The organism is Curtobacterium sp. MCBD17_034 (assembly GCF_003234515.1).
Lineage (GTDB): Bacteria > Actinomycetota > Actinomycetes > Actinomycetales > Microbacteriaceae > Curtobacterium.
Map to the genome: position 1 here is coordinate 199799 of NZ_QKTN01000004.1, position 22415 is coordinate 222213.

A 22415-nucleotide genomic window follows, 5' to 3' on the forward strand; every position below is an offset into this window, starting at 1 on the left:
TCCCGGCGTGTTCGATGACCGAGCGCGACGTGAGCTCATGTTATGAAGGACCGTTGGCATCACGGAGGAGTCATGGTGGACCTGTACCCGCTGTTCGGAACCTGGGCTAAGCAGTTTGGGCTAGACGCTGCAGTCGCGAAGTTCACGGCGGTCGGCGGACCGGAGCTCGCGGCAACGTACAAGGAGCAGTTCGAGGCCGACCTCGAGACCGTGCAACTCGGCGGTCCTGCGATCGTCGCGGCGGGCAACGAATCCTGGTACTCGGGCTCGTCCGACGGGTCGATGTTTTGGCCACCGCTCCGGGCACACTTCCGGGATGACCAGAATTGGGCGCCGGAACGCCTGGACGACCTCGAGAAGGCAGCGAACAAGGTCGTCGCGCACACCCCGCGACCTGATCGTCAGCGCTACCAGGCTAAGGGTCTGGTCGTGGGATACGTTCAGAGCGGTAAGACCACGAACTTCACCTCGGTGATCGCGAAGCTCGCCGATGAGCAGTACAAATTCGTCATCGTACTTTCGGGCATCCACAACGGACTGCGAAAGCAGACGCAGGCGCGCTTGAACAGCCAACTTAAGGGCCTGAACAACGAACACTGGATCACGCTGACCGACGAGGATCGCGACTTCGGCCCGCAGGCCTCCGATGCAGTTAGCCTGCTCAAGTCAACGGAGAAGGTCGTACTCGCGGTCGTCAAGAAGAACGCGACCGTGCTCGAGCGACTCATCAGTTGGCTGAGTGCTCATGGGGCGCGCGGCGCGCTCGAGAATCTTCGGGTTCTCATCATCGATGACGAGGCCGACCAGGCGTCCGTCGCCACCGGGCGAATCAACCCCTTGATTCGTGACCTGCTCGCCCTCTTCCCGAGGAACACCTACATCGGCTACACCGCAACGCCGTTCGCCAATGTATTCATCGACCCCGCATCGGCAGACCTTTACCCCAAGGACTTCATTCTCAACCTGCGTCGACCGGACGGATACTTCGGGACTGAGATGATCTTCGGAACCGATGTCGTCGAGGGAGAGAATCAGGGTCCGGCGCCGGATGGTTACGACATGGTGCGGATCGTCCCTGAGGACGACGTCCAGTTGCTGAGACCGGCGGGAAAGACGAACGCAGTGGGCTTCGTGCCCACAATGACGCCGGATCTCGTGGACGCAGTCAACTGGTTCTGGCTCGCCACCGCCGCCCGGCGCGCGCGGGGTGATCGCTCCCACAGCACCATGCTCATTCACACCTCGGTGAAGATCGATGTCCAGGAATCGTTCAAGGATCCTCTCGAAGGCATGCGTTCTCAAGCCCTCGCTGCGATCCGCACCGGAGACGAGCTCTTCATCGGCACGCTCCGAAACCTCTGGGACCGGGAGACAGCGCGAGTCGATTCGGTGAACTGGAATGGACGGCAGCAAAACTCGTTCGAGTCCGTGCTCCGTGAACTCGGCGACGTGCTGAAAGCACAGCGGGTAGTGCTCGACAATTATCGAAGTGCAGATCGGCTCGATTACTCCTCAGGGCCGGTGGTCGCCATCGCGGTCGGCGGCAACACCCTCTCCCGGGGGCTGACGCTCGAAGGTCTCGTTGTCAGCTTCTTCGTCCGTACGGCGTCGGCGTACGACACACTGCTGCAGATGGCACGATGGTTCGGCTTCCGGCCCGGATACGAGGACCTGCCTCGGATCTGGATGACTCACGCGCTCGAACGGGCGTTTCGGCACCTCGCGACCGTCGAACGCGAGATGCGGGACGACATCGACCAGTATCAACGCCAAAATCTTCGGCCGACCGACGTCGCCGTCAGGATCAGAACACACCCGTCGTTAGCGATCACGGCGAAGATGGGCGCTGCGGCCCCCGCGGAGGTGTCATATGCAGGACGGCGACTCCAGACCAGGTACTTCCTCCGTGAGGATCGCACCTGGCTCGAGAACAACGTTGCTGCCGCCGCCGATCTCATTCAGGACATCTCCCCCGGCGGCCGCGAGCCGGAGCAGCGCGGTTCGGCGGAGCTCTACCGTGACGTGCCCGCGCACCTGGTCGTTGCCTTTCTTCGTCGTTACAACGTGCACGAAGATTCAGCCGACCTGACGCCTCGTCAGCTCATCCGGTACATCGACGGCCAGCGGAACGGTGGGCAGCCAGCGCTCCAGAAGTGGACCGTAGCCGTCGTTCAGAGCTCCGGGGCTAAAATCCTGCTCGGCGGGCGATCGTTCGGATCCGTCATTCGATCGCGACTCGACACAGGCGTCGACTCCATTGCCGACATCAAGACGCTCATGAGCAAGCAAGACCGCGTGCTCGACTTGAGGACTTGGGACAGCTACGACGCCGCCAAGCCCGAGCACGAACTCGTGCAGCAGCGCGAGCGCGACACGGAGTACCGCTCGCGCGGTCTGCTCGTGCTGTATCCCATCGACGCGCGCAGCGAGCCCGTGGCGCCCGCGCGTGGGAGCGTCGCCCGAGTCCCGATGGACGCGGTCGTTCCCGTGATCGGATACGGCATCGTCTTCCCCGGCAGCGTCGGAGGTGGCACGTCGGTCGAGGTGACCCACATGGCGGTCGACCTCGCCGGGGCTTCGGGGAGCGCTTGGGACGAGGACGGGGAGCAGCGAGAAGATCTACAGGAAGCCCTTTACTCGGAGGAGGGCGACGAGTCGTGACGACGGAATTGCGCTCGGTGTCGACGCTCGTGCGCGCCTGGGCCGTCCTTGTTCCGCCGCGCATCGCAGAACTGTCGTCCTTCGTGCTCGACCCGAGGGCGGGGGAATCTGCACCACGCGCTGCGGTGGATCGTGAGGGGCGCCGGCATCTGCTCGTCCCGCACACGGACGATGCCTCGATTCTCGTCGCCGAGCCCAACTCGGCGCTTACCACGAGGTCACGATCGCTGGCGTTCGGGTCCAGTCCTCTCGACTACGTGGACATCACGTGTCACGACTCGTCCCTGCGCCGGGAGTTCGATCAAATTTGTGCCGACATTTTAGAGGCGTTCGACGAAGACGGCGCGTCGCGGGCCGCGGCGCGTAGCGCACAGGTGATCGGTCGGTGGAGACGACTCCTCCGGACCGTGAGATCGCGCGCCTTAAGCCCGGAGCAGCGGATCGGGCTGTTTGCGGAACTGAACGTCCTGCGAGCACTGGCGTCGGAGGGCCTGGCGGATGCGAACAGCTGGACGGGTCCAGAGGCGACGCCCCACGACTTCGAGTTCGACCTCGCTTCAATCGAGGTCAAGGGCGTCGGAGCGGACGCGGATCACATCGTGATTCACGGCGCCGAACAGTTGGACGAACTCGATGGGAAGCCCTTACACCTCGTCATCGCCGAGGTCCACGAGGACGTCGGCGGCGAGCGACTGGCCGACGTCCTCGCCGAAGCCGAATTGGCCGTCGCGACGCCGAGCGCGCTCCGAGCCAAGGTCAACAAGCTCGGGTACAGCTCCGCCGACGATGAAACCCGGTTCTCGCTCGGACAGGTGTTCATGGTCTTGGTAACCCCCGGATTCCCTCGAATCATCGCCGATGACCTCGTCGGCGGTATACCCGATGGCCTTTCCCGTGTTTCGTACCACCTCGACCGTGCAGTAGTCATCGGGCAAATGCAACCCGCCGGTCTGGACGAGATCAAGGGCGCGATTGCATGAGCGCCCGGTGGTGGTCGCAGCCGTTCGCCGAGGAGGGGTCCGCCACGGCGGAGGGCATCATCAATCAGCTCGGTCGCCCCACGCTCGACGAATTGACGGTACTCGTTCGCGAGGCGGCGCAAAACAGCTGGGACGCGCGCACTGGCACGGATACAGTGGACTTCTCCGTCCGCGTCACGCGCCTCGGTGACTTTGCCTCCGCATGGATCAGGCGACTGATGCCTGCTCCCGAGGGAGGCGCCGTCGCCGACCTGGCGGAATACCTGCAGCCCGAGTCCGTGATCGTGACCGTTTCGGACCGGAACACTCGTGGCCTCGGCGGACCCGTGCGGGCAGGATCCAAGGCGCCCGAGGGAACGAGGAGTGATTTCGTCCAGTTCCTGCGCAACGTTGGAGAGGCGCGCGACAACGAATTCGGTGGCGGTACGTACGGATTCGGGAAGGGCATTTTTTACAGGCTCAGCGGTGCCTCGACGATTCTCGTGGACAGCTACATCGCAGACGGCTCCGACTCGGAACGTCGGCTCATGGGAGCAGCCCTCGGCGCGAGCTTTTACAACAACGAGGAGCGGCGCTTCACTGGTCGGCACTGGTGGGGTGATGTCCGCGACGGCATTCCCGACCCCGTCCTCGGAGAGAATGCCGCGTCGCTCTCCGATGAGCTCGGCTTGCCCGGATTCGCCGACGGGCGCACGGGGACCGACATCGTGATTGTCGGAGCGCAGCTCGATTCCCGGGACTCTGGGATCAACTCCTTGAACGCGGCCGGAGAGTTCATCGCGTCGTCCATCCTCTGGAATCTCTGGCCCAAACTTGTCCGATCCGAGGCGGAGACGGCGCCAATGCGATTCTCCGTCGAAGTGAACGGCCGTCCGATCCAGGTCCCGGATCCCTCGAACGTGCCCCATCTCCGACCGTTCGCGGAGGCCCTTCGGATTGTCCGGGCCGATGGTGGTACCCCGCATACGAGGAAGTCCGCACCGCGCCACGTGGGACGGCTTGCCACCGAGCTTGGTGCAGCCGAGGCGCCGTCGTCGCCCGTCGTCGACCTTGCACGACCCTTTGTCGGAGCTCCGCATCATGTCGCGCGCATGCGTCTAGCGGAGCTGGTGGTCGACTATCTTCCGGGTCCCGAACATCCAGATCCGTTCTTTTCGTACGGCGGAGTGTTCCGGTCCACGGTCGAGTCCGACGAGCACTTCGCAGCAGCCGAACCCCCGACCCACGACGATTGGGTCGAGGCTGGGCTCCGCGGTACCAGTCGGGGCGTCGTGCAGAACGCGCGACATTTCGTCCGTCGCGCACTCGAGGAGAAGTTCGGCGTCGCCGTCAGGGCGCAGGCGCGAGGCGCCGCGGGACTCGGAGTCGTCGCGGCGCGACTCGCTCGGCTAACCCCAGGCATCTCCGCCGGCGGCGCGACTCGGGACTTCAGTCGGCCCGTCTCCGCACGTGGTAGAAGGAGTGAGGGTACACCGTCGAGAAGCGCGCGAATTCTCGAGGGTCCCGCCCTTCACGTGTTCGGTGACCGTCCGTTTGTCGTTACGCGAGTGTCGATCCCGGGTGGCGCGTCGGGGAGCGTCTGGCATGCCGAGACATCGGTCGTGCTCGATGGTGGTGGTCGCGAATCGGCAACGTTCGCCGGAGCGCGGATACCGACCGTCCTCGAGTGGCGGCCCGTGGATGGGGGGCCGTCGGTCGCCGGCAGCGCGATCATGATAGGGCCCGGCGCGGACTCGGAGTGGTGGGTGTACGCAACGTACGTCGAGGATGCCGTCGTGCGTGTGACCATCAGGAGGTCGAACGGTGCCGCATGAGGTCAAGCCGTTCCGAGTGCCTTCGTCGGAGAGCTGGCGCGTAGGGGAGTGGCAGCTCCTCAGAGACGGCGACTGGCGGGCGTTGCCGGACGTGATCGAGGATTGGGATGCCGACACCGATCTGCACATTCGTCAGATGATCGACGTCGACCGCGAAGTTATCGTCGAGCAGTCCGGTCTTGCCCTGAACGCCGCGCTCGTGGTCACCGCGTCATGGTCGAGCTCGAGCAATCAGATGACCGATTTGATCGACCGTGTGTCCGTGACCGCACGCGTCGTGACGCTGGAGGCGACGCTCCCAGCGGGACGCGTCGGGGGCGTGCTCACCATCACCACATCGCTCGCGCTCGGGGAGTCGGGGAACGCGGGAGCCGTCGCATCGCCTCAGGAGCCCGGATCGGTTCTGCTGGAGTCGACCAGCACGGTGGCGCTCCAGGGCGACGGCGCGATGTTCCCGGTCGCGGTGATCGATTTCGCGGCGACGCCGTTCGACGTCGACTCGAGCTGGGTTCTCGAAGTCTCGAGCGACCTCGATGCACCGTTCCTGGGAGTCTTTCAGTTGCTTGTCAATGAGCGTGACGAGGAGCTCGTTGGAGCAATTACCCGGCCGTCGTCCGACGCCGCGGATCGGCAGCTGTTGTTTGCATTGGAGGAAGGCGTGGCCGGGGTCCTGGCCGAAGCGGCCCTGGCGGTGCGTACCGAGCTTCGCGACGGTGAACCATGGGAAGCAGGAACGGTCGGTTCGGTGCTCGTTTCGATGCTCGACGACGTCGAAAGCCGAGGACTCTCGCTTCCGGGCTCGGGCCCGGAGGCGGCGTCCGACTTTAGGAGTCGCCTGAGCGGCGTCGTCCGCTCTCTTGGATACGGCAGGAGTTTCACATGAGCGTGTTGTGGCCACGATTGACGGCTTCGGTGGCCTCAGCCATGTACGCCGAGGCACGTCGAGGAGCTCTCCTGCCTGCGGACAATCACCCGGCACAGATTTTCGCTCCCGTTGGCGGACGGCGCGCGACATCAAGCGAGGTTGCGGACCTAGCCTCCTGTATGCGGCAGCTCGCCGAGCGGTTCGGATTTCCGAATCGGAGCGAGGCGGCCGCGCGGATCGCCTTTGACCGCGCGGCGGCTCCGCTCATCGCGGCGAAGTTGGATCTCAGCTGGTCCGAGGCCGCCGCCCGGGACGTCTGGTCATTCCTCGCGCTCGTCGCTTTGCCTGACGTTACCTCGTGGCGGTTCGGGACGGACAACGCGGAGCGATGGGTCGCGTCGGATCCGAGCCGTCACACATGGTCGCGACTTTGGTGGCAGGCGATCGTGTTTGAAGGAGATTTTGCCCTCCTCGCCGAGCTCACTGAGAGCGACCTCAATCAACTCTTCGAGCGCCGTCGAATCGGCGGTAATCCGCGTCTGGCACGGGCCATCGCACGCGCGGTCGTTTCACGGACGGCTGGCGGCGGAGGGCGGCGCGACATCATCCGCGATGTCACAGCGCGAGTTCGCCGACGCCTAGCCTGGGCGGACATGTACTCGCTCGAGTCGAACGTGCTGGACTACGTAATGTCCGGATTTGTCGATGAGTCGATCCGGAGGATCGGGGAGTCCTAGTCGTTCCGCACGGCGCCCTTCCGCCGGGGAGACTCTACTCCGCGACGCACACGGAGGCGGGGTCAACAGCTGCTGATCGCGTCGTACGGGAAATCACCTACTACCGGTGAGGTGCGCTAGATGTACTGGGCCATCAGGTTGGTGACACTCGGGCTGCGGGCGTGAGCCCGTGGCTCGAGTGGATCCGGCCAGTGTTGTAGTGCTCGATCCATGGCGCAAGCGCGTCGGCTCGGTGCTGGTTGCTGGTGAAGGGTTGCCGGTAGGCCCACTCGGTCGCGAGGGTCCGGTTGAACCGTTCGACTTTCCCGTTCTGCCACGGGCAGTGCGGCTTGATGAACTTCTGCTTTGCGCCGAGCGCCGCGACCGCGTTTTTGAATGGCTGTGATCGGCGGTAAGCGAGCGCGTTGTCCGAGATGACCCGCTCGATGCGGGTGACGCCGTGCTCGGCGAAGTAGGCCGCCGCGCGGGTCAGGAATCCGGCAGCGGTTGCACCCTTCTCGTCGGGATGGATCTCCGCGTAGGCGAGCCGGCTGTGGTCATCGACTGCCGCGTGGACGTAGTCGAATCCGATGCCGCGTCCCCGGAACTCCTCCCGGCGGCCATGGACGCGTCACCCGCCGCCGTCCGGGATGCGGCCGAGCTTTTTCACGTCCACGTGCACCAGATCGCCGGGATGCTGGTGCTCGTATCGGTTCGCGGTCGTGGGGGTTGCTCGGATCAGTGCTCCGGTGATCGGGTCCAACCACGCTAACGGCGGTACCTGGTGACGGACGAGGATCCGGGAGATGGTCCGGGCGGAAACCCCGGTCTCGGCGGACAGCCGGGCGGGCCGAACCGGAGCCGGACCCGAGCAGCGAGGACCAGGGCTTCGCGCTCTGATGTCGTCTTCGTCGGCATCCGGACCGGCCGACTCGACCGATCCGAGAGGCCGGCGACACCTTCCGCTCGGTAGCGACGCACCCATCGGTGCGCGCACTGGCGTGAGACGCCAAGCTCGCGACATGCGCGACGGGACGATGGTCGTCGATGACACGGGTGACGAGCAACCGTCGTCCGTGCGGCGTGAGTCGGGCGTTAGCGTGGACCACAGAGGCCTCCTGGTAGTGGCAGAACTAGACAGCTCCACTAAGCCAGGAAGCCTCGCTCGTTCACAAGCCCCGCAGTGTCACCAACGTCATGGCCAGGTACAGCTAGCCCCTTCAGCGCTCCCTCGTGACTGCGTCGAGTCCCGTCAGGCGTATGTGAGGGCAGTTAAGGGAGTTGACGCCGACCGCGATCAATTGCTTAGCGCAGGAACGCACCGGGGGGCAAACCCTGAGCAAACAGTAGGTGCAGCGTCACTAAAACGGAGCGGTTGCGCCCTCAACTCGCGCCTTGATCAACGCCGATAATGCATATTATGTCAGGTAAGCGCCATCGCTGGGCCGGCTTGGAACGGCAGACGGCCCCTGCTCGGAACGGCGGATGGCCCCGGCGTTCTGCCGAGGCCATCCGTCGATCCGCAGGAGTGTCACATGTGCTGCGAGATGATCGACGCCGCGACGATGATGTTCACGATCGCCGCGACGATGGCGATGGCCCCCAGGATGACGCCAGCCAGTGCCATGCCGCGCCCGCGCCCAGGGGCAGCGCCGCGTCGACGCGCCACGAGGCCGAGCACGAGCGCCAGGACGCCGCAGATGATCCCGATGATGGGGACGAGGAGCGCGAACACGACACCGATGACCCCGAGCACGAGGGCGGCGATCGTGAGACCGTTCGAGCGCGACGGAGCGGTGACGGGACCGCCGGGCTCAGTCGGTGCGGGCGGGTAGTTCTCGGACATGCGGGGTCCCTCTCGAACGGGACGCGCCCAGGGGCCGTCGGAGTGCGGCGTCGCGCGTCACCGCGGACGCTAGTCGCCGGACCCAGCCGTTGTCCGATTTTCGCTCACGGTTACTCGGCGTCCCGCTCACCGAACCCGGAAGCCGTGAGCGCGACGAGCGCCTCGACCGCGTCTCGCGCGTCCTCCCCCGTCGCGTCGATGGCGACGGTCGCGCCCTGGGGCAGTGCGAGCGCCATGATCGCCAGCAGGCTCTTGGCGTCCACGCCGTTCACGGTGACCGAAGCGTCGTACTTGGCGGCGGTCTTGACGAACTCGGCCGCGGGTCGGGCGTGGAGTCCCGAGGCGTTCACGAGCTCGACCGTCGCCGAGACGACGCCCGTGGTCGGTCCGGCCGGGGTGTCACCGTCCGGTACGGACTCCGGCCCGTCCGGTGTGTCCGCTCCCCCGGCGGACTCCGAGGCCGCGACCACCGTGTGGGTGTCGCCTCCGGTCTGCGCCGCGACCGCGGCTGCGACGGTCCCCTCGACCAGCGGCGCGTGCGAGACGTGCACCCGACCACGGTCGTCGTCCGTCAAGAAGTCGAGTGCGGTGTCGGTCGTCAGGTAGGCCGAACCGAGGTCACACAGGACGACGACGCCGTCGGTGTCGCCGAGCGCGGCGATGCCGTCGGTGACGGCCTCGAAGCTCGTCCCGATGCCGCCGTCGTCGGTGCCGCCCGCGGTCGCGAACCGGACGTCCGGGGCCATCTGTGCCGCGAGTTCGACGACGCCCTCGGCGATCTTGGCGCTGTGCGAGACGACGAGGATCCCGACGCTCACGCCGGGCCGCCCGATGCGTCCACCGCTGCCCGGAGGAGCAGCGCGGTCGACTGCGCGCCCGGATCGCGGTGCCCCACGGCGCGCTCCCCCAGGTAGCTCGCCCGGCCCTTGCGCGCGACGAGCGGCTCGGTCGCCGCCGCGCCCTCGGCCGCCGCGTCGGCCGCCGCCACGAGCACGGCCTCCGGGGTCGCTCCCCCGGCCGCCGCGGCGGTGCCGGCATCGACGGCCGGCGTCCACGCGTCGATCATGGTCTTGTCGCCGGGCTCGGCCTTGCCGCGGGCGACGATGCCGTCCCGCGCGGCGGTCAGCAGGGCGACCACGGCGTCGGCGTCGAGCGTCTCACGATCCCCCAGCGCCTGCGACGCGCGCAGGAACGCGGTGCCGAAGAGCGGTCCCGACGCGCCGCCGACCGTGCTGATGAGCCGCGTGGCGACGAGCTTGAGGACCGCGCCGGGGGTCGCCAGGTCGCCGTCGTCGAGGGACTCGACGACGGCGTGGAACCCACGGTCGAGGTTCTCCCCGTGGTCGCCGTCCCCGATCTCGCGGTCGAGGGCGATGAGGTCGGTGCGGTTGTCCCGGATGACGTCGGCGGTCCTGCGGATCCACTGCGTCGCCCAGTCGGTGTCGAGCGGCATGTCGTTCCTCTCTGTCGGGGCGGTCAGCGGCCCCAGCGGAGCGCCGGGGTCTCGACCGGGGCGTCCCAGAGTGCGGTGGAGTCGTCATCGAGCACCGTGACGGTGATCGAGAACCCCTGCATCTCGAGAGACGTGACGTGGTTCCCGACCAAGCTACGCGACAGCTCGAGTCCCTGGTCCGACAGGATCTCGGCGGCGCGGCGGAACACGATGTACAGCTCGGACAGTGGAGTGCCGCCCATCCCGTTGACGAACAGAAGCACGCGGGAGCCGCGCGGTGCGTCGAGGTCCGCGAGCACCGGTTCGATCACCTGCTCGACGAGGACGTCGGCCGGGGCCATCGGGATGCGCTCGCGCCCGGGTTCGCCGTGGATGCCGATGCCGAGCTCGACCTCGTCGTCCCCGAGGGTGAACGACGGCTCCCCCGCGTGCGGCACCGTGCACGGCGCGAGCGCCAGCCCCATGGACCGTGTCGACGCGATCGCGCGTCGGGCGACGTCCGCGACCGCGTCGAGGTCGTCGCCGCGCTGGGCAGCGGCCCCTGCGAGCTTCTCCACGACGACGGTGCCGGCGACCCCGCGGCGCCCTGCCGTGTAGAGGGAGTCCTGCACGGCGACGTCGTCGTCGACGAGCACCGACACGACGCGGATCCCCTCGGCCTCGGCGAGTTCGGCGGCCGTCTCGAAGTTGAGGACGTCGCCCGTGTAGTTCTTGACGATGTGGAGCACACCCGCTCCCCCGTCCACCGCCTTCGTCGCGTCGACGATCGGGTCGGGCGTCGGCGACGTGAAGACCGGTCCCGGTACCGCGGCGTCGAGCATGCCGTACCCGATGAACCCGGCATGCAGCGGCTCGTGGCCACTCCCCCCACCGCTGACGATGGCGACCTTGCCGGCGACCGGCGCGTCGGCGCGGCGGAGGTGGACGGGGTCCTCCTGCAGGACGACGGCCCCGGCGTGGGCGAGCGCGAACCCGCGGACCGTCTCGGTGACGACCTCGCGCGGATCGTTGACGAGCTTCTTCATGCGGTGCCTCCCGTGGTCGGCCCGAGACGACGAGGGTGGTCACGGTCGGCGTCGTCCGGTGCTGGTCGTCAATGTAGCGCGAGGGGTGCGGCGGACCGCGTGCACGAACGTGCATGCTCAGCGGACCCTCGTGCGGGCGGACGCGCGGAGCGGTCCGCGCGCTGCTCTGCACGTTCGTGCAACGTGCCCGCACGGCCGCGGATCCGCCGTCCGGCCAGCCCGGACCCGCCGCTATGCTCGGCGACAATCACTCAACGGGGAGTGGCGGGTCGCCCGCACCTCCTCCTCATGACAAGGAGGTCGCCGATGGACGGCATCGGGATCAAGTTCCTCTCCGAGGTGGTGGGCACGGCGGTGCTGGTCCTCCTCGGCACCGGCGTCGTGGCGAACGTCGCCCTGACGAAGACCAAGGGGTTCGCGGCCGGCACCCTGATGGTCACGATCGGTTGGGGCCTCGCCGTGTTCGCCGGCGTCACGGTGTCGTACAAGTCGGGTGCGCACCTCAACCCGGCGGTGAGTCTGGCGCAGTTCATCCTCGGGAACATCTCGTTCGGCACGATGCTGCTGTACTGGCTCGCGCAGATGATCGGTGCGGTCATCGGAGCGGCGCTGTGCTGGCTCGCATACCGGCAGCACTTCGACCAGGAACCGGACCCGGCAGCCAAGCTCGGCGTGTTCTCCACCGGTCCTGCCATCCGCAACTACGCCTGGAACCTCGTGACCGAGATCATCGGCACGTTCGTCCTCGTCTTCGTCATCATCGCCTTCACGAACGGCAAGACCCCGGCGCAGCTCGGCGCCATCCCCGTCGCCTTCCTCGTCATCGCGATCGGTGTGAGCCTCGGCGGTCCGACCGGGTACGCGATCAACCCGGCACGTGACCTCGGTCCGCGCATCGCCCACGCCATCCTGCCGATCCGCGGCAAGGGCTCGAACGACTGGGCCTACGCCTGGGTCCCGGTCGTCGGCCCGCTCGTCGGAGGCGCACTCGCGGCGGTGCTGTCCGTGGCACTGCTCCCGATCGTCAGCTGACACGGGACCACGGGCCTCCACGACCACGTCCCCGTCCCGGGCCCTGAGCGGACCCGCCGACCGGGCCCCGTCCCTCCCGGACCGGTCCCAACCGAACCGTCGCGCCGCACCAGCGGCCGGCACCGACAACCCAGAGGAGCACACACCAATGGCCGACTACATCGTCGCCATCGACCAGGGCACCACGAGCACGCGAGCGATCGTCTTCGACCACTCCGGGTCCATCGTGTCCGTCGGGCAGAAGGAACACGAGCAGATCTTCCCCCGCGCGGGCTGGGTGGAGCACGACCCGACCGAGATCTGGGACAACACGCGCGAGGTCATCGGTCAGGCGCTCTCGCGGGCGGACATCACCCGGCACGACGTCGCGGCCGTGGGCATCACCAACCAGCGTGAGACCGCCGTCGTGTGGGACAAGACCACGGGCAAGCCGGTCTACAACGCGATCGTCTGGCAGGACACCCGCACGCAGTCCATCGTCGACCGCCTCGCGGACGGTGACACCGACCGCTTCAAGTCGATCGTCGGCCTGCCACTCGCGACGTACTTCGCCGGCACCAAGATCATGTGGATCCTCGAGAACGTCGAGGGAGCCCGGGAGAAGGCCGAGGCGGGTGACCTGCTCTTCGGGACGACCGACACCTGGGTGCTCTGGAACCTCACCGGCGGCACGGATGGAGGCGTCCACGCGACCGACGTGACGAACGCGTCGCGGACCCTCTTCATGGACCTCGAGACGCTCGAGTGGCGCGACGACATCCTCGAGCAGTTCGGCGTGCCGAAGTCGATGCTGCCGAAGATCTGCTCGTCATCCGAGGTGTACGGCACGGTCGAGCCGTCGAACCTGCTGCGCGAGGTCCCGATCGCGGGCATCCTCGGCGACCAGCAGGCCGCGACGTTCGGTCAGGCGGCGTTCGACCAGGGCGAGTCGAAGAACACCTACGGCACCGGCAACTTCCTCATCTTCAACACGGGAACCGACATCGTCCGGTCGGAGAACGGGCTCCTCACCACGGTCGGGTACAAGCTCGGCGACCAGCCGACGCACTACGCGCTCGAGGGCTCCATCGCCGTCACCGGGTCGCTCGTCCAGTGGCTCCGCGACAACCTCGGCCTGATCGGGAGCGCGCCGGAGGTCGAGGCGCTCGCGACGACCGTGGAGGACAACGGCGGCGTGTACGTCGTCCCGGCCTTCTCCGGGTTGTTCGCGCCGTACTGGCGCTCGGACGCCCGTGGTGCGATCGTCGGGCTCACCCGCTACGCGAACAAGGGCCACATCGCCCGCGCCGCGCTCGAGGCGACCGCGTTCCAGACGCGCGAGGTCCTCGACGCCGTCAACGCCGACTCGGGCGTCGACCTGACGGAGCTCAAGGTCGACGGCGGCATGGTCGCGAACGACGCCCTCATGCAGTTCCAGGCGGACATCCTCGACGTGCCCGTCGTGCGGCCGGTCGTCGCGGAGACCACCGCGCTCGGTGCGGCGTACGCGGCCGGTCTCGCTGTCGGGTTCTGGCAGAACCTCGACGAGCTGCGGGCGAACTGGCAGGAGGACAAGCGGTGGGAGCCCCAGCTCGACGAGACCGAGCGGGCGCGCCAGATCCGGCTCTGGAAGAAGGCCGTCACGAAGACCTTCGACTGGGTCGACGAGGACGTCCGCTGAGCCGCTGACGCCCGCCGACGGACGGCCCCGACCACGACCGTGGCCGGGGCCGTCTGCGTGTCGGTCGGGAGGACCGGCCTCCCCCGCCGCACGGCCCGCCTCGTCCCCGAGCGGTCCGGACCTGACGGGGATGGACGACGCGCGTCGTCGACACGCCCGTGCTCCGTGAGGAACGCCTCAGGCTCGATGCTCGCCCACCCAGGCCGCGAGCTTCGCTTCCGCCGCTCCGGAGTCGACGGCGTCGGCCGCGACCACGAGTTCCTCGCGGAACCGCTGTAGCAGCGGCCGCAACACCTGTGTGGGATCGGCGGCGAGCCGGAACGCGACGAGGCCGGCGGCGGCGTTGAGGAGCACGATGTCGCGCACCGCCCCGGTCTCCCCCGCCAGCACGCGCCGCACGATCGCGGCATTCTCGGCGGGCTCGCCGCCCAGGAGGTCGGTCGTTCGGGCACGAGGGATGCCGAGGTCCCGGGGATCGAGATCGTGCTCGGTCACGGAGCCGCCGCTGACCTCCCAGATGTGGCTGTGGCCCGTCGTGGTGAGCTCGTCGAGACCGTCGTCCCCCCGGAACACCAGGGCCGTCGCACCCCGTGTCTGGAACACGCCCGTGATGATCGGCACGAGGTCGAGCTGCGCCACGCCGACGGCGTTCGCCTCGCACCGAGCCGGGTTCACGAGGGGTCCGAGGAAGTTGAAGACCGTGGGGACGCCGATCTCGCGCCGGACCGACGCGGCGTGGGCGAACCCCGGGTGGAAGGCACTCGCGAACGCGAACGTCAGGCCGACACGACGGAACGTCTCGGCGACACGCGCGGCGTCGAGGGTGAGGTCGAGGCCGAGTGCCGCGAGCACGTCGGACGACCCCGAACGGGAACTCGATGCGCGGTTGCCGTGCTTGACGACGGGCACCCCGGCGGACGCGATGACGATCGCCGCCATGGTCGAGACGTTCACCGTCCCGACGACGTCGCCACCCGTCCCGACGATGTCGAGCGCCATGGGGTCGACGTCGAGTGGGACGGCGCTCTCGAGGATCGCGTCACGGAACCCGACGACCTCGTCCACCGTCTCGCCCTTCGCGCGGAGCGCGACGAGGAACCCCGCGATCTGGGCGGGTGTGGCACGCCCGGCGACGATCTCCTCCATGGCCCATGCCGATTCGCTGATCGACAGGTCCGTGCCGGCCATGAGGGAGCCGATGACCGACGGCCAGGAGAACGAGTCGTGCATGCCCCCGATCGTACTGATTTCGAAGGACCCGCCAGTTGCCTGCGAAAACACTGTCCGTGGTTCGGGCCATAATGGACGACGTGACAAGCACCCCTCTCTCCAGACCAGCCCAGGGCGCGGTCCTGAACCGGCCGAACCCCGTCGCCGTGGGGACCATCGTGTGGCTGGGCAGCGAGGTCATGTTCTTCGCCGGCCTGTTCGCGATCTACTTCACGCTGCGCAGCACGTCCCCGAAGCTCTGGGCGACCGAGACCGCGCACCTCGACGTGCCGTACGCCGCCACGAACACGATCGTCCTGGTCCTGTCGAGCTTCGCCTGCCAGTTCGCGGTGTTCGCCGCCGAGCGCTTCCAGGTGCACCGCACGAGCTGGAAGCCCCGCGACTGGGGCATGACCGAGTGGTTCTTCGTCACCTACTGCATGGGCGCGGTGTTCATCTGCGGCCAGGTCTACGAGTACTCGAACCTCTGGCACGAGGGCGTCACGCTGTCCTCGAGCGCCTACGGGTCTGCCTTCTTCATGACCACGGGCTTCCACGGCCTCCACGTCACCGGCGGCCTCCTCGCGTTCCTCCTGACCCTCGGCCGCGGCTTCGCCGCGAAGAACTTCGGTCACAAGGAAGCGACCACCGCGATCGTCGTGTCGTACTACTGGCACTTCGTCGATGTCGTCTGGATCGGCCTCTTCGCCGTCATCTACCTTCTCAAGTAGGAATCGGATAGCCCCACGCGCATGTTCTCTCGAAGCAAGTCCGAGCGCCGCACCGGCGCCAAGAAGGGCCGCCGCTCCCCGCTGGCGACCGTGTCGCTGATCGTCGTCGGCCTGATGACGACCGGTGGCGCGTACGCCCTGTTCACCTCATCGGCCAACGCGGACTCCTCGCAGTCGACGACGGTCGCGGCCACCAGTCAGTCGCGGGTCAACGAGGGGCAGAAGCTCTTCGCGTCGAACTGCGCCACGTGCCACGGGCTCAGCGCGCAGGGCACGAAGTCCGGTCCGTCGCTCATCGGCGTCGGCGCCGCCTCGGTCGACTTCCAGGTCGGCACGGGTCGCATGCCCGCGGCGTCGAACGGCCCGCAGGTCGAGGAGAAGCCCGCGCAGTTCACGGATGAGCAGGTCGCGGACATCGCCGCCTACGTGTCGTCGCTCGGCCCGGGCCCGTCCATCCCGAAGGCGAGCCTCACCAACGGCAACGCCAACGCGGCCAAGGGCGCCGAACTGTTCCGGGTGAACTGCGCGATGTGCCACAACGTCGCGGGTGCCGGCGGTGCCCTGACCGAGGGCAAGTACGCGCCGAACCTCAAGACGGTGTCGGGCAAGCACATCTACGAGGCCATGCTCACCGGTCCGCAGAACATGCCGGTCTTCAACGACCTGAACATCACGCCGAAGCAGAAGGCGGACATCATCACCTATCTGAAGTACATCCAGGACACGAAGTCCCCGGGCGGGTTCGCCCTCGGTGACATCGGCCCGGTGGCAGAGGGCCTGTTCCTCTGGATCTTCGGACTCGGTGCGGTCGTCGCGGTGACCGTCTGGCTCACCGCGAAGACCAACTGATCGACCCGTGTCGCACGACACCACTGAAGGGAACACCATGACAGAGCGCGACGACGACGTACTGTCCGCGTCCTCCGCTGTCGAGAAGCACGACACGCCCTCGATCCCCGCCGGTACCGCGGTCCTGCCCGCCGAGCCGTTCCAGAACCCGGGTGAGCCGCCGCACCGCCCGCGGCGGACCGACGTCGACCCGAAGAAGGAGCGTCTGGCCGAGCGTCAGGTCGCGACGTTCTTCTACGTCTCGATCATCGGCAGCATCCTCGCGATCGCGTCCTACGTCGCGTTCCCCGTCCGCGCCGGCGACCTGTCGACGGTCCGCTTCGGCAACCTGTTCCTCGGTCTGTCGATCACGCTGGCGCTCCTCGCCCTCGGGTTCGGTGCCGTCTACTGGTCCAAGACCCTCGTCGTGGACCGCGAGATCTCCGAGCAGCGTCACGCGACCCGTGGCTCCGAGGAGACCCGTGCGAAGGCCGTCGAGGCCTTCCGGCTCGGCGACAAGGAATCGGGCTTCAACCGTCGAACGGTCATCCGCAACAGCCTCATCGGTGCGCTCGTGGCGTTCCCGCTCCCTGGTGTCGTGCTGGTGCGCGATCTCGCGCCCGCTGCCGACCCCAACAAGCTCCTCAGCTACACGATGTGGAAGCAGGGCACACGCCTGACGAAGGACCCGACCGGCCTGCCGATCAAGGCGTCCGACGTCACCCAGGGCTCGGTCTTCCACGTGATCCCCGACGGTCTGCTCGACAAGTCGGACATGCTCGAGGAGAAGGCCAAGGCGGCCGTCCTGCTCATGCGCCTGGACCCGTCGGAGCTCCATCCCCGCAAGGGCCAGGAACACTGGGGGTACGACGGCATCGTCGCCTACTCGAAGATCTGCACCCACGTCGGATGCCCCGTCGCGCTCTACGAGCAGCAGACGCACCACCTGCTGTGCCCGTGCCACCAGTCGACGTTCGATGTCGCGCACAGCTGCGAGGTCATCTTCGGCCCGGCGAGCCGGCCCCTTCCCCAACTTCCCATCACGGTCGACTCCGAGGGCTACCTGGTCGCACAGAGCGACTTCCACGAGCCCGTCGGCCCCAGCTTCTGGGAGCGTGAGCGCGTTTCATGAGCACCACCACCACACGGACCACCGGTCCCACGCCGGCGGCGGCCACACCGCCGCAGAACGCGCCGACGCCGACGTCCCGGCTGGTCGGCGCGGCCGCGAACTACATCGACGAGCGCACGAGCATCTCCGGGCTGGTCAAAGAGGTCGGTCGCAAGATCTTCCCCGACCACTGGTCGTTCATGCTCGGCGAGGTGGCGCTCTACAGCTTCGTCGTCGTGCTGCTGTCCGGCACCTTCCTGACGTTCTTCTTCCAGGCGTCGATGGCGGACGTCTCGTACGACGGCTCGTGGGTCCCGCTCAAGGGCATCGAGATGTCGGCGGCGTACCAGTCGACGCTCAACATCTCGTTCGACATCCGCGGCGGTCTGTTCGTCCGGCAGATCCACCACTGGGCGGCGCTGCTGTTCGTGGCCTCGATCATGCTGCACATGCTCCGGGTGTACTTCACGGGCGCGTTCCGCAAGCCGCGTGAGCTCAACTGGGTGTTCGGCTTCCTCCTCTGGGTCCTCGCCATGGCCGAGGGTTTCACGGGGTACTCGCTGCCCGACGACCTGTTGTCCGGCAACGGCCTCCGCATCATCGTCGGCATGATCGAGGGTGTCCCGGTCATCGGCGTGTGGATCGCCTACCTGCTGTTCGGCGGGGAATTCCCGGGGACCGCGATCGTCGGCCGCCTGTACACGCTGCACATCCTGCTGCTGCCGGCGATCCTGGTCGCCGTGCTCGGTGTGCACCTCGTGCTCGTCGTCATCAACAAGCACACGCAGTACGCGGGCCCGGGCCGCACCAACGAGAACGTCGTCGGTGTCCCGATCCTCCCGGCCTTCGCCGCGAAGGCGGGCGGGTTCTTCTTCATCGTCGCGGGCATCCTCGCCCTGATCGCGTCGCTGTTCACGATCAACCCGATCTGGACGTACGGTCCGTACGACCCGTCACCCGTGTCCGCGGGGACCCAGCCCGACTGGTACATCGGCTTCGCCGACGGCGCCTTGCGTCTGGTCCCGCCGCACTGGGAGTTCGTGATCTGGGGCAACTACACGCTCTCGATGAACATCCTCGCGCCGATCATCGTGCTCGTGCTGCTCATCAGCGCCATCCTGCTGTACCCGTTCCTCGAGGCGTGGGTCACGGGCGACAAGCGCGAGCACCACATCGCCGACCGCCCGCGGAACGCGCCGACCCGCACGGCCATCGGTGCCGCCGGCATGACGCTGTACGGCAGCCTCTGGGCCGCTGCGAGCTCGGACATCATCGCCACGCACTTCATGGTCTCCCTGAACCACGTCATCCACGTGGTGCAGGCGATGGTCGTCCTCGGCCCGTTCTTCGCCTTCTGGATCACGAAGCGCGTCTGTCTCGCGCTGCAGAAGAAGGACCGCGAGATCGTGCTGCACGGGTACGAGTCGGGCCGCATCGTGCGCCTGCCGCACGGCGAGTACATCGAGGTCCACGAGCAGCTCGACGAGTACGAGCGGTGGCGTCTGCTGCAGTTCAACGAGTACCAGCCGCTCATGCTCCGTCCGAACGCACGCGGCAAGATCAGCCCGGTCGAGCGGGTCCGCGCTCGGATGTCGAAGTTCTTCTTCGAGGATCGCATCGCCCCCGTCTCCAAGCCCGAGCTCGACGCCGCGCATGCGGCGCACCACGGGCCGGACCTCGAGGGCACGCACCAGGCGCCGCAGGTCGGCAGCGGCGGTCACTGAACCGACACACGGGAGCGCCCGACCACGATGGTGGTCGGGCGCTTCGTCGTTCGTCGTTCACCTGGGGACGATCGGACACGCCCACCCAGTTCAGGGCACGTTCACGCGCGGGTGCTGGACTGGTGTACGTGGCTGTGACAACGTTGGCCGCGCTGTTCCTCGACGAGTGATTGATTGCGAGCTCCATGGACATCCGGACGGCCGAACACCCCAGGCCGAACCACTTCCTGCTCCACCTCTCCGACACCCACCTCATCGCCGCTGACGGCGAGCTGTACGGAGACGTCGACTCGGCTGCGCGGTTGCAGCAGATCGTCGACGAGATCGAGGCGTCGGGTTCGCACCCCGAGGCCATCGTCGTCACGGGCGATGTCGCGGACCGCGGTGAGCCAGGAGCGTACGCACGGGTCCGCCGCATCCTCGAACCGGCGTCGGAACGACTCGGTGCCCAGCTCATCTGGGCGATGGGCAACCACGACGAGCGTGGCGCGTTCCGGCGTGAGCTGTTCGGTCTGCAGCCCACCGACCGGCCCGTGGACTTCGTGTACGACGTCAACGGGCTCCGGGTGATCACGCTCGACACGAGTGTCCCTGGCCACCACTACGGGGAACTGACCTCCGCGCAGCTCGACTGGCTCGCCGAGGAACTCAGCGTGGCGGCGCCGCACGGCACCATCCTCGCGCTCCACCACCCGCCCGTGCCGAGTGTCCAGGACCTGACGGTCCTCGTCGAACTGCGCGACCAACAGGCACTCGCCGAGGTGGTGGAGGGCTCCGACATCATCTCGATCATCGGTGGCCACTTGCACTACTCGACGACGTCGCAGTTCGCCGGGATCCCCGTCTCGGTCGCCAGCGCGACCTGCTACACGCAGGACCTGGTCACCGAGGGCGGTGGCACCCGCGGGCGCGACGGTGCGCAGTCGTTCAACCTCGTGCACGTGTACGGATCGACCGTGGTCCACTCGGTCGTTCCGATCGGGCACTACGCGACCGTGGGCGAGCGCGTCGCGCCGGTACAGGTTGCCGAACGGCTCGCTGCGGCAGGCGTGGTCATCCCGGCCGCGGTCGAACCGCAGCCGGTCACCTCGAGCATCCCGGTGTTCCGCGACGAGGTGGTGCCGGCCTCCCCCGTCAGCCGGCGGTAGCGGCTCCGGCGGGAGCGATCCCATCGGTGGGCCGCTCCCACGGGGCCGGGAACGGGAAGTACTTCTCGAGGAAGTCCGTCACCCGGGCGGTGCGCTCGTCGTCGGAGACCTCCGGGAAGCTCCCGTCGTTGAGGCAGAAGAAGTCGACGTTGCGCCGGCGGAGCAGCTCGTCGAGCGCCGTGAGGCCGGACACCATGGTCGTGTCGACGTACTGCACCACCGCGTTCTCCTGGACGATGGCGCGCCCGGTCATGAGTGCGTAGTAGTGGTACAGCGAGTTGGTCACGGAGATGTTGTCGGCGGCGCGGAACCGTGACGCTGCGGTGCGCGCGAACTCGTCGGCGAACTCGTGCTCCATCTCGGACATGACGCTCTTGCGGAGCGGGGTGGCGGCGTGTTCGAGGTGCCGCGTGGTGATCGCGCCGAACCGCTGCTGGAGGAGCTGCCGGTTCACCCGTGCCGAGTTCTCGAAGCCGCTGCGCTGGGCATTGTTCGTCCCCAGGCCGATCCGGGTGGTGGCGAGGATGAACTTCGTGATCGAGCCGGGCGAGAAGAACATCGACGGGTCGACCCAGCGGCCGAAGAACATGTCGTCGTTCGAGTAGATGAAGTGTTCGCTCAAGCCGGGGATGTGGTGGAGCTGTGACTCGACGGCCTGCGAGTTGTGCGTCGGCAGGACCGACGGATCGGCGAAGAACTCCTCGCTCCGGACGATCCGCACCCGTGGGTGATCCGCGAGCCAAGCCGGGGCGGGGGAATCGGTCGCGATGTAGATCGTGCGGATCCAGGGCGCGAACGTGTGCACCGACCGGAGTGCGTACTTGAGCTCGTCGATCTGCCGGAAGCGGGCCGGGGCGTCGTCGCCCTCGCCCAGGACGGCGCCGGCCTGCTGTGCTTGCCGGGCGCGCTGGTACTCGATCGCGTTGCCGTCGACCCACGAGAAGACCATGTCGATGGGGAACGTGATGTCGCTGACGTGGTCGTCGAACATGTGCTCGATCGTCTGCCACGTGCGGCCGTAGCGCTCCACCTCGGTCCGGACGAACTCGTCGAGCGGCAGACTGCGGCGCATCATCGCGTTCTCGACGGGCGCGAGGACCTCGGTGTCGGTGACGCGCCAGAACTCGACCTGGACCGCGGTGTCCGCGCCGTAGCGGAGGCGACCGATCGGCTCCAGACGGGGACGGAACAGCCGCAGCACGTCCCTCCCGGACTGCCCGAGACCGTCGTCGGCGATCAGGACCGCGCGCTCCCCCGGTGGCTTCGCGTAGAACGGCTCGTTCGCGCAGGCGTCCATGAGCGTGCTCTCGGCGCGCTGTCGGTCACGCTCGTCGAGCGCGAGGACGGGCCGGGTGTCGTTGCCGCGGATGAGCATGTGGTCGACGTCGGCGGCCGTGAGCGCGTCGTCGATGAAGAGCAGGTCCTCGATCATCGACTGCTGCGGGGTGAGGTGCCCGTTGAGGAGCGTCAGCCGGCCCTTCCGGACCACGACGTCGGATCGTTCGAGTCCGCCGGAGGACGGATGAGGGTTCAGCAGCGGACTCTCGGTCTCCGGTGCGGTCTCGTCGGCCATCCACGCCCTTCTCGATGCGGTCGGGCACGGTGCCCGCCA

At 67.6% G+C, this 22415-nt stretch carries 18 protein-coding genes and 1 pseudogene; 12 read left to right on the forward strand and 7 right to left on the reverse strand.

The window, feature by feature from the left end; genetic code table 11:
• Nucleotides 1–75: 75 nt before the first annotated feature.
• The 5 genes from DEI92_RS09595 to DEI92_RS09615 all read left to right on the forward strand — a co-directional run bounded on the left by DEI92_RS09595 (nucleotide 76) and on the right by DEI92_RS09615 (nucleotide 7057).
• Complete coding sequence (locus DEI92_RS09595) at nucleotides 76–2661, forward strand: Z1 domain-containing protein (protein WP_181434802.1); 2586 nt, start codon at nucleotides 76–78, stop codon at nucleotides 2659–2661.
• On the forward strand, nucleotides 2658–3641 hold the full coding sequence (locus tag DEI92_RS09600) for a PD-(D/E)XK motif protein (RefSeq protein ID WP_181434804.1): 984 nt from the start codon (nucleotides 2658–2660) through the stop codon (nucleotides 3639–3641). Before DEI92_RS09595 ends, DEI92_RS09600 begins: the two co-directional genes overlap by 4 nt.
• Nucleotides 3638–5455, forward strand: a complete 1818-nt coding sequence (locus DEI92_RS09605; RefSeq protein WP_111013314.1) for a hypothetical protein — start codon at nucleotides 3638–3640, stop codon at nucleotides 5453–5455. The genes DEI92_RS09600 and DEI92_RS09605 overlap by 4 nt, the downstream gene beginning before the upstream one ends.
• Nucleotides 5445–6338 (forward strand): hypothetical protein, encoded by an 894-nt coding sequence (locus tag DEI92_RS09610; RefSeq protein ID WP_111013315.1) that lies wholly within the window; start codon nucleotides 5445–5447, stop codon nucleotides 6336–6338. The genes DEI92_RS09605 and DEI92_RS09610 overlap by 11 nt, the downstream gene beginning before the upstream one ends.
• A 161-nt stretch (nucleotides 6339–6499) precedes the next feature.
• Complete coding sequence (locus DEI92_RS09615; RefSeq protein WP_111013316.1) at nucleotides 6500–7057, forward strand: hypothetical protein; 558 nt, start codon at nucleotides 6500–6502, stop codon at nucleotides 7055–7057.
• Between the two features lie 133 nt (nucleotides 7058–7190).
• Here the strand turns inward: DEI92_RS09615 and DEI92_RS09620 are convergent.
• From DEI92_RS09620 to dhaK, 5 genes and pseudogenes are all read right to left on the reverse strand, one after another.
• Nucleotides 7191–8145: pseudogene (locus DEI92_RS09620) on the reverse strand (IS481 family transposase).
• 422 nt (nucleotides 8146–8567) lie between these two features.
• Entirely contained in the window at nucleotides 8568–8882 is a 315-nt protein-coding gene (locus DEI92_RS09625) for a DUF4190 domain-containing protein (RefSeq protein ID WP_111013317.1), read from the reverse strand.
• 110 nt (nucleotides 8883–8992) lie between these two features.
• Nucleotides 8993–9700 carry a dihydroxyacetone kinase phosphoryl donor subunit DhaM gene (dhaM, locus tag DEI92_RS09630; RefSeq protein ID WP_111013318.1) on the reverse strand — a complete coding sequence of 236 codons (708 nt, stop codon included), beginning with the start codon at nucleotides 9698–9700 and terminating at the stop codon, nucleotides 8993–8995.
• A complete protein-coding gene (dhaL, locus tag DEI92_RS09635) occupies nucleotides 9697–10335 on the reverse strand; it encodes a dihydroxyacetone kinase subunit DhaL (RefSeq protein WP_111013319.1) in 639 nt (212 codons plus the stop codon). The genes dhaM and dhaL overlap by 4 nt, the downstream gene beginning before the upstream one ends.
• 23 nt (nucleotides 10336–10358) lie before the next feature.
• A complete protein-coding gene (dhaK, locus tag DEI92_RS09640) occupies nucleotides 10359–11360 on the reverse strand; it encodes a dihydroxyacetone kinase subunit DhaK (protein ID WP_111013320.1) in 1002 nt (333 codons plus the stop codon).
• Nucleotides 11361–11666: 306 nt separating this feature from the next.
• Between dhaK and DEI92_RS09645 the strand changes: the two genes are divergently transcribed.
• Entirely contained in the window at nucleotides 11667–12392 is a 726-nt protein-coding gene (locus tag DEI92_RS09645; RefSeq protein WP_111013321.1) for an MIP/aquaporin family protein, read from the forward strand.
• 148 nt (nucleotides 12393–12540) lie between these two features.
• Complete coding sequence (glpK, locus tag DEI92_RS09650) at nucleotides 12541–14052, forward strand: glycerol kinase GlpK (RefSeq protein WP_111013322.1); 1512 nt, start codon at nucleotides 12541–12543, stop codon at nucleotides 14050–14052.
• A 177-nt stretch (nucleotides 14053–14229) separates the two neighbouring features.
• Here the strand turns inward: glpK and trpD are convergent, their stop codons facing one another.
• The gene (trpD, locus tag DEI92_RS09655; RefSeq protein WP_111013323.1) at nucleotides 14230–15282 is read right to left on the reverse strand and encodes an anthranilate phosphoribosyltransferase; all 1053 of its coding nucleotides are present in this window, start codon (nucleotides 15280–15282) and stop codon (nucleotides 14230–14232) included.
• 71 nt (nucleotides 15283–15353) lie between these two features.
• Here trpD and DEI92_RS09660 point away from each other — a divergent pair, with 71 nt between their 5' ends.
• The 5 genes from DEI92_RS09660 (at nucleotide 15354) to DEI92_RS09680 (ending at nucleotide 20803) form a co-directional block, all read left to right on the forward strand.
• The gene (locus DEI92_RS09660; RefSeq protein WP_111009046.1) at nucleotides 15354–15992 is read left to right on the forward strand and encodes a heme-copper oxidase subunit III; all 639 of its coding nucleotides are present in this window, start codon (nucleotides 15354–15356) and stop codon (nucleotides 15990–15992) included.
• A 21-nt stretch (nucleotides 15993–16013) separates the two neighbouring features.
• Nucleotides 16014–16841: a c-type cytochrome gene (locus DEI92_RS09665; RefSeq protein ID WP_111013324.1), complete on the forward strand. Its 828-nt coding sequence runs from the start codon at nucleotides 16014–16016 to the stop codon at nucleotides 16839–16841.
• A gap of 37 nt (nucleotides 16842–16878) precedes the next feature.
• Nucleotides 16879–17952 (forward strand): ubiquinol-cytochrome c reductase iron-sulfur subunit, encoded by a 1074-nt coding sequence (locus DEI92_RS09670; protein WP_111013325.1) that lies wholly within the window; start codon nucleotides 16879–16881, stop codon nucleotides 17950–17952.
• Nucleotides 17949–19655 carry a cytochrome bc complex cytochrome b subunit gene (locus DEI92_RS09675; RefSeq protein ID WP_111013326.1) on the forward strand — a complete coding sequence of 569 codons (1707 nt, stop codon included), beginning with the start codon at nucleotides 17949–17951 and terminating at the stop codon, nucleotides 19653–19655. The genes DEI92_RS09670 and DEI92_RS09675 overlap by 4 nt, the downstream gene beginning before the upstream one ends.
• Before the next feature lie 185 nt (nucleotides 19656–19840).
• Nucleotides 19841–20803 carry a phosphodiesterase gene (locus DEI92_RS09680; protein WP_111009042.1) on the forward strand — a complete coding sequence of 321 codons (963 nt, stop codon included), beginning with the start codon at nucleotides 19841–19843 and terminating at the stop codon, nucleotides 20801–20803.
• Here the strand turns inward: DEI92_RS09680 and DEI92_RS09685 are convergent.
• Nucleotides 20790–22376: a stealth conserved region 3 domain-containing protein gene (locus DEI92_RS09685; RefSeq protein ID WP_111013327.1), complete on the reverse strand. Its 1587-nt coding sequence runs from the start codon at nucleotides 22374–22376 to the stop codon at nucleotides 20790–20792. The two genes, DEI92_RS09680 and DEI92_RS09685, sit on opposite strands and share 14 nt — an antisense overlap.
• Nucleotides 22377–22415 lie beyond the last annotated feature (39 nt).

What these genes read in the sequence shown, in the direction of transcription:
- DEI92_RS09605 (WP_111013314.1), top strand. Translation starts at nt 3,638, where the DNA reads ATGAGCGCCCGGTGGTGGTCGCAGCCGTTCGCCGAGGAGGGGTCCGCC.
- DEI92_RS09615 (WP_111013316.1), top strand. Translation starts at nt 6,500, where the DNA reads ATGCGGCAGCTCGCCGAGCGGTTCGGATTTCCGAATCGGAGCGAGGCG.
- DEI92_RS09625 (WP_111013317.1), bottom strand. Translation starts at nt 8,882, where the DNA reads ATGTCCGAGAACTACCCGCCCGCACCGACTGAGCCCGGCGGTCCCGTC.
- dhaL (WP_111013319.1), bottom strand. Translation starts at nt 10,335, where the DNA reads ATGCCGCTCGACACCGACTGGGCGACGCAGTGGATCCGCAGGACCGCC.
- dhaK (WP_111013320.1), bottom strand. Translation starts at nt 11,360, where the DNA reads ATGAAGAAGCTCGTCAACGATCCGCGCGAGGTCGTCACCGAGACGGTC.
- DEI92_RS09645 (WP_111013321.1), top strand. Translation starts at nt 11,667, where the DNA reads ATGGACGGCATCGGGATCAAGTTCCTCTCCGAGGTGGTGGGCACGGCG.
- glpK (WP_111013322.1), top strand. Translation starts at nt 12,541, where the DNA reads ATGGCCGACTACATCGTCGCCATCGACCAGGGCACCACGAGCACGCGA.
- trpD (WP_111013323.1), bottom strand. Translation starts at nt 15,282, where the DNA reads ATGCACGACTCGTTCTCCTGGCCGTCGGTCATCGGCTCCCTCATGGCC.
- DEI92_RS09660 (WP_111009046.1), top strand. Translation starts at nt 15,354, where the DNA reads ATGGACGACGTGACAAGCACCCCTCTCTCCAGACCAGCCCAGGGCGCG.
- DEI92_RS09665 (WP_111013324.1), top strand. Translation starts at nt 16,014, where the DNA reads ATGTTCTCTCGAAGCAAGTCCGAGCGCCGCACCGGCGCCAAGAAGGGC.
- DEI92_RS09670 (WP_111013325.1), top strand. Translation starts at nt 16,879, where the DNA reads ATGACAGAGCGCGACGACGACGTACTGTCCGCGTCCTCCGCTGTCGAG.
- DEI92_RS09675 (WP_111013326.1), top strand. Translation starts at nt 17,949, where the DNA reads ATGAGCACCACCACCACACGGACCACCGGTCCCACGCCGGCGGCGGCC.
- DEI92_RS09680 (WP_111009042.1), top strand. Translation starts at nt 19,841, where the DNA reads ATGGACATCCGGACGGCCGAACACCCCAGGCCGAACCACTTCCTGCTC.
- DEI92_RS09685 (WP_111013327.1), bottom strand. Translation starts at nt 22,376, where the DNA reads ATGGCCGACGAGACCGCACCGGAGACCGAGAGTCCGCTGCTGAACCCT.